At 25.0% G+C, this 10,171-nt stretch carries 12 protein-coding genes; 2 read left to right on the forward strand and 10 right to left on the reverse strand.

Features of this window, described 5'->3' with window-relative positions; all coding sequences use genetic code 11:
• The coding region (locus ACWYO2_RS02940) for a hypothetical protein (RefSeq protein ID WP_455515005.1) at window positions 1–249 on the forward strand (249 nt) is incomplete at its 5' end.
• A gap of 53 nt (window positions 250–302) precedes the next feature.
• Here ACWYO2_RS02940 and ACWYO2_RS02945 read toward each other — a convergent pair.
• From ACWYO2_RS02945 to ACWYO2_RS02990, 10 genes are all read right to left on the reverse strand, one after another.
• Window positions 303–1,424 carry a DUF4093 domain-containing protein gene (locus ACWYO2_RS02945; RefSeq protein ID WP_455515006.1) on the reverse strand — a complete coding sequence of 374 codons (1,122 nt, stop codon included), beginning with the start codon at window positions 1,422–1,424 and terminating at the stop codon, window positions 303–305.
• 1 nt (window position 1,425) lies between these two features.
• Window positions 1,426–2,898: an aminoacyl-histidine dipeptidase gene (locus ACWYO2_RS02950; RefSeq protein WP_455515007.1), complete on the reverse strand. Its 1,473-nt coding sequence runs from the start codon at window positions 2,896–2,898 to the stop codon at window positions 1,426–1,428.
• A 12-nt stretch (window positions 2,899–2,910) separates the two neighbouring features.
• Window positions 2,911–3,060, reverse strand: a complete 150-nt coding sequence (locus ACWYO2_RS02955; protein ID WP_455515008.1) for a hypothetical protein — start codon at window positions 3,058–3,060, stop codon at window positions 2,911–2,913.
• A gap of 8 nt (window positions 3,061–3,068) precedes the next feature.
• Window positions 3,069–4,127: a DNA integrity scanning diadenylate cyclase DisA gene (disA, locus tag ACWYO2_RS02960; RefSeq protein WP_455515009.1), complete on the reverse strand. Its 1,059-nt coding sequence runs from the start codon at window positions 4,125–4,127 to the stop codon at window positions 3,069–3,071.
• A gap of 4 nt (window positions 4,128–4,131) precedes the next feature.
• Complete coding sequence (radA, locus tag ACWYO2_RS02965) at window positions 4,132–5,484, reverse strand: DNA repair protein RadA (RefSeq protein ID WP_455515010.1); 1,353 nt, start codon at window positions 5,482–5,484, stop codon at window positions 4,132–4,134.
• Complete coding sequence (coaD, locus tag ACWYO2_RS02970; protein WP_455515011.1) at window positions 5,462–5,977, reverse strand: pantetheine-phosphate adenylyltransferase; 516 nt, start codon at window positions 5,975–5,977, stop codon at window positions 5,462–5,464. The genes radA and coaD overlap by 23 nt, the downstream gene beginning before the upstream one ends.
• Window positions 5,978–6,679: a ribonuclease III gene (gene rnc / locus ACWYO2_RS02975; RefSeq protein WP_455515012.1), complete on the reverse strand. Its 702-nt coding sequence runs from the start codon at window positions 6,677–6,679 to the stop codon at window positions 5,978–5,980.
• A gap of 2 nt (window positions 6,680–6,681) precedes the next feature.
• A complete protein-coding gene (locus tag ACWYO2_RS02980; RefSeq protein ID WP_455515013.1) occupies window positions 6,682–6,909 on the reverse strand; it encodes an acyl carrier protein in 228 nt (75 codons plus the stop codon).
• A gap of 121 nt (window positions 6,910–7,030) precedes the next feature.
• Window positions 7,031–8,422 (reverse strand): glycogen synthase, encoded by a 1,392-nt coding sequence (locus ACWYO2_RS02985; protein WP_455515014.1) that lies wholly within the window; start codon window positions 8,420–8,422, stop codon window positions 7,031–7,033.
• 15 nt (window positions 8,423–8,437) lie between these two features.
• Window positions 8,438–9,691: a glucose-1-phosphate adenylyltransferase gene (locus tag ACWYO2_RS02990; protein ID WP_455515015.1), complete on the reverse strand. Its 1,254-nt coding sequence runs from the start codon at window positions 9,689–9,691 to the stop codon at window positions 8,438–8,440.
• A 284-nt stretch (window positions 9,692–9,975) separates the two neighbouring features.
• Here ACWYO2_RS02990 and ACWYO2_RS02995 point away from each other — a divergent pair.
• Window positions 9,976–10,171: hypothetical protein (locus ACWYO2_RS02995; RefSeq protein ID WP_455515016.1), on the forward strand; the 196-nt coding region annotated here is incomplete at its 3' end.

Consider the following 10,171-nt stretch of genomic DNA (forward strand, 5'->3'; position numbering starts at 1 on the left):
AAGTTGTTTGCTAGTGTTAATGATAATATTTATTCTTTAGAAGAGGTTGAAAGAATTTCAAAGGTTTCTAATAACTTTGATGATGTGGTTGAAGTTAAAGTTAAGAAAAATATATTCCTCCTATATCTCATCCTTGAAAAAGAGAATCATTTATTAAGTATCTTGAAAAGAGCAAGAAACTTGAAACATATATTGATTACGTTTAATTTAAAAGTCCCTAAATTATTAAATTTTACTTTTAAATTTTAGGGACTCTTAATTTACTTTTTTTGAAACATTTTCGTTTTTAATTGACAGAATATTTAAAATTCTTTATCTTCTAAATATTTCAATTCATAATCAGTTAAATATTTTTTGAATTTATTATAATCATTTCTTATTTTAGTAGCCGATACATTAACCTTCATTCTTTCTTTATCTATTAAGTGAACATCTAATTCTTGAGAAAATACTTCCCTGTCTGTAAAATATTTCAAATAATTTTCTTTATCCTGTATTTCATTTGTAAATATAGAATTAATATATACATTATTTACTTTAAGCATAGATGTAACTCTATCTGCCCATTCTTTCCAACCATTTGGATAATAATTTATTCCTTCTTCTCTTAAGGTCAATATTTCTATTCTAGGTTCATTTTTAAATTCGTTAAAAATAAAATTAAATCTATCATTTTCAGAAATATATTTAGGTAAAGTTGATTTTTTAATCAATTCATTATCTCTATTCTTTTCAAAACAAATGACAACATAAAGTTTATCAACTAATTCAAGAGCTTGATTTATAAAATTCATATGTCCTTTATGAAAAGGTATAAATTTACCAAATATTATACCTGATTTAAATTTAGAATCTAATTTTTTATTAATAATATTAATTGTATTTATAAATAAATCATAATCCAAACACATCCCATTTAATACTGAAATTAAACTTTTAGAATTATAGTAACCTATTTTAAGTATATCTCCTAACATTTGACGTCTTAATTTAGAATCTTCACTACCCATCAATCTATTTTCTATAATATCAGATACAGTATAAGTATATGTTCTAGTATTTTTTTTATCTTTATTATTTAAATATTCTAAAAAAATATTATATATTATATTTTTATCTATATTTTCAACACCAATATTACCATCTTTATCTGCCTTCGTTCTTGATACATGTATATTCACTATATTTTTATTAATTCTTCTATTTATCTTTTCCCTTATTTTTTTACCAGTAAAATCAGGATCAGTAAATATTACAATATTATTATTTTTAGCAAGAGCTTCTATTTGATTAAGTTTCTTATCACTTAAACCTACACTTCCATGGACAGGTATTATAGTTGCATCTATAACTTGTGAAAGATTAGTAACATCATCTTTACCTTCAACTATAATAATATCATCTATCTTTAATTTATTTTCCATATTATTTCTCTAAATCATATGATTTTAAAATTTCAATTAAATAATCCCAAGTTTCTTTTACACTATCTAGACCCATTCTTTCATCAGGTGTATGAGCACCAAATATATCTGGTCCAAATGAAATAACATCTAAATCGTGCATTTTACTAACAAATAAACCACATTCAAGACCTGCATGTATAGCTTTAATTTCTATTTCTTTACCATATTTATCTTTATACACTTTTTCACTTAATTTTCTTAAACTAGAATCTTCTCTATATTCCCAAGGATAAAATGAAGGAACTTTTTCTCCGTAAGTTTCATATTTTTCACCTAATTTAATTAAATAATCTTGAAGTTCATCTAATTCTTTAATTTTTGAACTTCTTAATAAAGAATTTATTCTAAATACTTTTTCATTTCCTTCAATTTCTGTTTTAAGAACACCAAAATTAAGAGAAGTTTGAACTAATCCTTTAATTTCTTTACTCATAGTTCTTACTCCATGAGGAAACTCATTATATAAAGCTATTAACTTTTTAGTATCTCTTGTAGAAATTTTTCTTAAATCTTTTCTTTCAACTTCGATTAACAAATATTTAAGATCTGGTTCATTTTTAAATTCATCTTTTTTTAAAGACATGTATAATTCTAACACTTCATTTATATCTTTTAAATCAACTTTTGTAGCTATAATAGCATGAGCTTCTCTAGGAATAGCATTATCTTTATTTCCACCATCAATTTCTATTAATTCAAAATCATATTTTATATTTAAATGTTTTAATGCTTCTGATAATATTTTAATAGAGTTTCCTAAATTTAAATGAATTTCTGCTCCAGAATGACCTCCTTGAAGACCTAAAATTTCAATTAAATAAACTTTATCTTCTTTATCTAAATTTAAAGTTTCAACTTTACTTCTTAACTTAATTGTTGCTCCACCTGCACTACTAACATATATTTTCCCAACTTCTTCAGTATCTAAATTTATCATTTTTTTACCTTCAAGTAAACTCATATCTAAATTTTGAGCACCTGTCATAGAAACTTCTTCATCAGTTGTTATAAGGATTTCAAGTTTTGGATGTTTTATATCATCTGAATCAAGTATAGCAAGTCCATAAGCAATGGCTATACCATTATCTGCTCCTAGTGTAGTCCCTTTTGCTTTTAAATAACCATCTTCAATTTTTAATTTAATACCTTCTTTTTCAAAATCAAAATCTACATCCTTATTTTTTTCCCAAACCATATCCATATGTCCCTGAAGTATTAAAGGAGCATATTTTTCATAACCTTTTGTAGCTTCTTTTTTTATTATTACATTATTAACAGAATCTTGATAAACTTCTAAATTTCTATCTTTCGCAAATTTAACTAACCAATCACTTATTTGTTTTTCCTTACCAGAACCTCTAGGAATTTTTGATATTTCTTCAAAAAAACCTAAAACCTTTTCTGGGTATATTCCTTTTGTAACTAAATTCATACATTTCACTCCCTATATTATACTATCTAATAATTCTTCTAAATATCTTCTTTCTTCTTGATTTAAATCTATATTATTTTTTAATTTTTTCAAAATAGGATCATCATTACCTACAATACTTCTCTCAAGAATTTTAATTATTAATTTTTTATAAAACTCCATTAATACTCCTATAAAAATATTTTTTTATATTTATCTTTCAATTTTAAAACTCTATCAGTTTTAAATTTACCCATACCCTTTATACTATATATATCATCATAATTAGCATTAAATATATCGTTTAAAGTTTTAAACTTTTCAACTATATTTTCTACATCTTTTTTAGTTAATTTATTTACTTCACTTAATATTCTATAACCTTTAGGTGATATATTTTCATCTATCATTCTTTGTTTTAAATCATATCCTAATATTTTTGCCATTTTAGCATCATCTCTTATTTCATCTTTTTCAAGTTCCATTAAAACATTAAAAACATGTTCCACATTTTTTATATCATTTGCCACATAGTCTTTAACAAAATTATTAAATGCAGTTTTTTGATTAGCCATTATTTCATAATGTTGTAGTTCTAAAAGTCTACCTTCATTCCCTAATTCCATTATGTATTGTTTAATTTCTTTATCCATAGTAAACATTAAATAAAAATATCTAAGCCCATCTAAAACTTCTTCTAATATTACAGTATTTTCTATTTCTGATTCAAATAAATCATCTAAATATTTATTAACAGAAATAGCATACTTTTCAAGAGACATGATAGCTTGTGATGACTTAATCAAAAGATCTCCTATAAGGTCTAATGTATATTTAAACTTACCTTTAAAAACTGTGACCCTTTTTCTTCTTTCAGATATTGTAATAACTAATTTATTAGTTATTTGTGCCATTCTATGTGCCGTTCTGTGTCTCGTCCCACTTTCATCTGTAAATACTTCTTTATTTGGTTGTAATTGAATATTTGCACCGTATATAGTTTTAAGATCTTCTGATATTAATACAGCACCATCCATCTTAGCTAGTTCATATACTTTTTGAGGAGAAAAATTTGTATGTAAATCAAATCCAGCATCTACAAATTTTTCTATATCTTCTAATGAACTAAATACTAAAAGTCCACCAAGTGAAGCTTCTTGTATTCTTTCTATTGCCATTCTTAAAGGTTGACCTGGTGCAATTAACTTAAATATACTTTCCTTAATTTTATCACTTTCTTTTTTAGGCATTATCTCACAACCTTTCTGATAATTCATTTATATTATTAATATAGTTTAATTTTAACTTAGTTTCAAAATTTTCAAGTTCTAAACTATGAGCCTTAGGTAAATATACACCTGAAAACCCTAATTTTTCTAACTCTTTAATTCTTTTCTTTATAAACGAAACTTTTCTTAACTCTCCTCTTAAACCAATTTCACCAATCGCAGCTATCTTTTGACTAATATATATTCCTTTAACAGTAGATAACAAAGATAAAACTATAGCTAAATCTGCAGCTGTATCATCTATCTCTAACCCACCAGGTATATTTATATATACATCATCTGATAAAAGATCCATATCAAATAATTTAGACATTACCGCTATTAATATTTCTATCCTATTTTTATCATACCCATTAACTATTCTTTTAGGTATTCCGAATTTTATATGATTAGATAATGTCTGTATTTCAAATAACATAACACGACTTCCTTCAATAGAACTAGTTATTATGCTTCCCACATTTTTTTCTTCTCTTTCAGATATAAAGAATTCAGATGTATTTTTAATCTCATTTATGCCATCTTCACGCATTTCAAAAATTGAAATTTCATTAGTTGAACCATATCTATTTTTAGTACTTCTTACTATTCTATAAAAATTATTTTCATCACCTTCAAATGATAAAACAGCATCTACCATATGTTCTAATAACTTAGGACCTGCAAGTTTCCCATCTTTAGTAACATGACCTACTATATAAAAAGAAATATCATTAGTTTTAGCTATATCTATCAATTTAATACTACAATCCCTAATTTGACTAACACTACCTGGAACTGAATTAGTAGCTTCAGAAAATATAGTTTGTATAGAATCGATAATTACAATTTTAGGTTTCTCTTTAATAATTGTTTCTTCTATAATTTCAAGAGAAGATTCACTTAAAAGATAAAGTTCATTAGAATTAACATTAATCCTCATAGCTCTCTCTTTAATTTGTTTACTTGATTCTTCTCCAGATATATATAAAACTTTAGATTTTTTAGCATATTCATTTGATAATTGTAATAGAAATGTTGACTTTCCTATACCTGGATTACCTGTTATTAAAACAACTTCTCCATGAGTAAGTCCTCCACCTAAAACTCTGTCAAATTCTTCATATTTAGTTTTTGTCCTAAAATCTTTTTCAAATTTAATTTCATTTATTTTAATAGGTTTTTGAGCTTCTTTTTTTAAACTTGTTGTAGATATTTTAAATTCAAATTCTTCATCAATAGTTCCCCAAGAATCACAATTTGGACATTTACCCATCCATTTAGATATAATAAATCCACAATCACTACAAACATATTTAATTTTCTTTTTTTCTGCCATTTATATCATCTGCTCTTTTTTCTATATCACTTATAATTACTTCCGGTATAAACTGTTGAAGATTACCCTTATTTAAGGCAATTTCTTTTACAATACTTGAACTTAAATAAAGATACTTTCTTGAAGCCGTTAAAAATATAGTTTCAAAATTACTATTAGTTAAACTTTTATTAACTAAATTAATTTGAAGTTCATATTCATAATCAGATACCGCTCTTAACCCTCTTACAAGTATATCTATATTTTCTTTTTCTATATAATCAACTAAAAGTCCTGAAAATTGTACTACCTCAGCATTTTTTATCCCTTCACTTTCAAGAACTTTTTTTATTAAATTTACTCTTTCATCTATATCAAACCATTGATTTTTAGATGAATTTATAAAAACCCCTATAATAACCTTATTAAATAAACTAGATATTCTTTTTATTATATCTAAATGACCCTTAGTTATTGGATCAAAACTTCCAGGATATATTACCTTTTTATCCATTTATTCTCCTTTTATATTTTCAATAGCTATTTTAGCTGCTAACTTCTCTGCAGATTTTTTACTTTTAGCTGTAGATAAACCATATATTTTATCACCAATCTTTACAGATATTTCAAAACGTTTATCGTGATCTGGTCCACTTTCAGAAACTAACTCATATACAGGTATTGTTTTATACTTCATTTGAGTTAATTCTTGTAATTCTGTTTTATAATCTAAAACACCTTCTATTTGATCTAAATTTTCAGCTTTTTCTATCAATAATTTCAAAAATATAGACTTTGTAGTTTCAAAATCTGTGTCTTCAAACACGGCACCTACTAAAGCTTCAAAAACATCACCTAAAATAGAATTTCTTTCTCTACCACCACTATTTATTTCTCCATTACTCAAAAAAATATATTTACCTAATTCTAAATCACGAGCTATAGTTGCAAATACAGCTTCACTTATTATTTGACTTTTTATTTTAGATAATTCTCCTTCATTCCGTTTATAATGCCTTTTATATATATATTCCGTAGTCATTAAATTCATAACAGAATCACCTAAAAACTCAAGTCTTTCATTATCTTTAGCATTTGGATAAGAATGTTCATTTATATATGATCTATGAGTAAAAGCTTCATATAGTAATTTAATATTTTTGAATTTATAGCCTATTTTTTCCTGTAATTCCAAAAATTTATCATTATTATTCATTTTTATCCTTTCTTAATCTTAATTAATTCTACTATATCTCCTACTTTAACTATTTTTTTTAATTCTTCTTTATCTATGGCAACTTCATACTTTTCTTCAAAACTTGATGCAAGCTCCATTAAATCTAATGAATCTGCTCCTAAATCTTCAACAAACTTTGATTCTAAAGTAATTTCTCCACTTTCAACATCTAATTGTTCTATTATTAATTCTTTTATTTCTTCTAACATAAATTTTCCTTTCTTTTTTATGATATTATACCATAAATAAAACCTCAAAATCAATTCATTAAATTTTTATTAAAAAATAAAAATATACACCTTTTATGAAAGATGTATATCATTTAAATTTTTAAGGTGTTTTTTTTGCTTCAAAGTATAATTTTTCATATTCTTTAGCTGATTTAGTCCATGAATTATCTATATTCATATTTCTTTTAACCAATTTATTCCATATATCTTTTCTATCATAATATACATATTCTGCATATCTTATTGTGTATAACATATCATCTGCATTAAAGTTTAAAAAGCTGAATCCATTACCTTCATCATTTTCAAAATTATATGCTTTTACACTATCTCTCAAACCTCCAGTTTCTCTTACTAAAGGAATTGTTCCATAACGCATTGCTATCATTTGAGATAAGCCACAAGGCTCATATCTTGAAGGCATTAAAAATAAATCTGAACCAGCATATATTAAATTAGCAACTTCTTCAGAATAACCTATATATGCTTTAAATTTATTTGGATACTGATATTCAAGATATCTATAATAATCTTCATATTCTTTTGACCCAGAACCTAAAAATATAACTTGAACAGAATCATGCTTCAATATTTCTTCTATTCTAGCACTTACTATATCTAATCCCTTACCTTCAACTAATCTTGAAACAAGACCTATTAAAATATCATCTTTTTTTTCAAAATCAAATTTTTCTTGTAATTTTCTTTTATTTTCTTTTTTCCCATCTAAATTTTCTATATCAAAAGGAATAACACCTTTAGTATTCATTGGATTATATAAACTTACATCTATTCCATTTAATACACCATATATATGCTTATATGAAGTAATCCACTCTAAACCTTCTGCAAAATATGGAAAAGCAATTTCTTTAGCATAACTAGGACTTACAGTATTAACTATATCTGCATAAGAAATACCAATTTCCATAAAATTTAATCTTTCACTTTCTCTATAATATCCTAACCTGTCAAATGAATAATTATTAAATCTTCCTTGATACATCAAATTGTGTATAGTATATACTACACGCATATCCCAATAAAATGGATCATTTTTCTTATATCTTTCCTTTAAAAAATATGCTACTGGTCCAGTTTGCCAATCATTACAATGCAATATATCTGCTTGTATATTTTGTCTTTTCAAAAACATTAAAACTGCTTCAGAAAATAAGGCGTATTGATAATCTTCATCTAAATCTCCGTATACTCTACCTCTTTCAAAATATGTTCTATTTTCTATAAATAAATAGTTTATATTTTCATCTGGATACTTAACTAAATTGATTATTTCACCATTTATTTCTATGCTATCTATATATACTATTTTTTCTAAATATTTTAATGGAATTTTATCATATTTAGGCATTATAACCGTAACATCATGACCATTTTTAGAAATTTCTTTAGGTAAAGAATACATTACATCTGCAAGTCCTCCTGTTTTAAAAAAAGGATATACTTCAGATGCTAAATATACTATTTTCATTATTTTCCCTCTTTTTTATTTTTTTATTGTTTGACCACTCGCTATATGTTGTCCCTCATCAGATATATTAGCATATGCAAATATTCTAACATTTCTTCCTATAAGTGTACCATCAGCAATATGTGCACCTTTTCCTATAACACTTATCCCTTTACTCAAAAGATCTGGTTTTTCAATATTAGGAGTATAATTATTCCCATAACCTATTACTGAATTTTTTCCAATATATACATTTTTATCTATAATAACTGTTTCAAGATGAGTATTTTCATCTATATATGTACCGGAAAATACTATACTATTTCTAATAGATGCACCTTTTCTTACAGTTACTCCAGGTCCAAGAACTGAATTTTCTACACGACCTTCTATCTTACATCCATTACATATCAAGGAATTAAAAACACTTCCAGTTATTCCTATTCTAACTGGAGCCATATCTTCACTACGAGTATATATTTTCCAATTTTTATCATAAAGATCTATACCAACTTCTTCTGATTTTTTTATTAGATGAAGATTAGCTTCTAAATATGAATCATAAGTTCCTACATCCATCCAATAACTATTATAGCAATGAATAAATACTTTTCTTTCCTCTTTTATCATTTTAGGTATTATATGCTTTCCAAAATCTAAATCTAATATTTCTGATTCTTCTATATACTTAATTAATGTTTCTGTATTAAATATATATATACCCATAGAGGCAAAATTACTTTTTGGATTTTCTGGTTTTTCCTCAAAACTTAAAATCTTTTTATTTTCACCAACCTCAAATATACCAAATCTTGAAGCTTCTTCCATTGGCACATTTATAGCTGCTATTGTAAGCTCTGCATTATTCTTTTTATGCTCATCTAACATCCAAGAATAATTCATCTTATATATATGATCTCCTGAAAGTATTAACACATATTTAGGATTTTTACTTTTTATAAACTTTAAATTTTGTCTTATAGCATCAGCTGTTCCCTGATACCATGATTGTCCATTTAATGTTTCATGAGGTTGTAAAAGTGTAATACTTGAATCACGTCTATCAAAATCCCATGGTTTCCCTGAACCTATATGTTCATTTAATGATAAAGGTAAATATTGAGTAAGAAGAGCTACATCATATATACCTGAATTTGAACAATTACTTAAAGTAAAATCAATAATTCTAAATTTTCCTGCAAATGGAACACTAGGTTTAACTCTTTCTTCAGAAAGAATATCTAATCTCGATCCTCTTCCACCTGCAAGTATCATTGCTAAAACTTCCATATTAATCACACCTTTCATTATTTATACTAAAGTATACCTTGATTTGATTTTTTTTCAAGTAAAAAAGTATATATTTCAACATCTTTTAAAATCATTAATTTAATATATCTTATTGCAAAAAAATACATATAATATATTGATTGATTTTCAAGAAAATTTATGGTATATTATCAGCATAATATTACTTAAGCTCTAGTAATATTTATGAAAAAAATACATTTAATTTATTTGCCTAGATTTTTTGATTTTTATCATATTTAAAATTAAAATAAATGGAGGAAGATATGCTAAAGAAAAATGTACTGTATGAAATTTATGTAGATGAAAATCTTGAGAATTTCTTCGTAGGTGAAATTATTGACTCTGATAATATAAACACAATATTTAAATCTTATGATACACTTGGATTTTATGATGGTGTAAGAATAATAAAAACTAAAGAAATTGTAGAAACTAAAGATGAAACTCCTTATTTAGATG

The organism is Pseudostreptobacillus sp. (assembly GCF_977040545.1).

Excerpts from the sequence above, each read along its gene's own strand:
- ACWYO2_RS02945 (WP_455515006.1), bottom strand. The coding sequence starts at position 1,424 with ATGGAAAATAAATTAAAGATAGATGATATTATTATAGTTGAAGGTAAA.
- ACWYO2_RS02950 (WP_455515007.1), bottom strand. The coding sequence starts at position 2,898 with ATGAATTTAGTTACAAAAGGAATATACCCAGAAAAGGTTTTAGGTTTT.
- ACWYO2_RS02955 (WP_455515008.1), bottom strand. The coding sequence starts at position 3,060 with ATGGAGTTTTATAAAAAATTAATAATTAAAATTCTTGAGAGAAGTATT.
- disA (WP_455515009.1), bottom strand. The coding sequence starts at position 4,127 with ATGCCTAAAAAAGAAAGTGATAAAATTAAGGAAAGTATATTTAAGTTA.
- radA (WP_455515010.1), bottom strand. The coding sequence starts at position 5,484 with ATGGCAGAAAAAAAGAAAATTAAATATGTTTGTAGTGATTGTGGATTT.
- coaD (WP_455515011.1), bottom strand. The coding sequence starts at position 5,977 with ATGGATAAAAAGGTAATATATCCTGGAAGTTTTGATCCAATAACTAAG.
- rnc (WP_455515012.1), bottom strand. The coding sequence starts at position 6,679 with ATGAATAATAATGATAAATTTTTGGAATTACAGGAAAAAATAGGCTAT.
- ACWYO2_RS02980 (WP_455515013.1), bottom strand. The coding sequence starts at position 6,909 with ATGTTAGAAGAAATAAAAGAATTAATAATAGAACAATTAGATGTTGAA.
- ACWYO2_RS02985 (WP_455515014.1), bottom strand. The coding sequence starts at position 8,422 with ATGAAAATAGTATATTTAGCATCTGAAGTATATCCTTTTTTTAAAACA.
- ACWYO2_RS02990 (WP_455515015.1), bottom strand. The coding sequence starts at position 9,691 with ATGGAAGTTTTAGCAATGATACTTGCAGGTGGAAGAGGATCGAGATTA.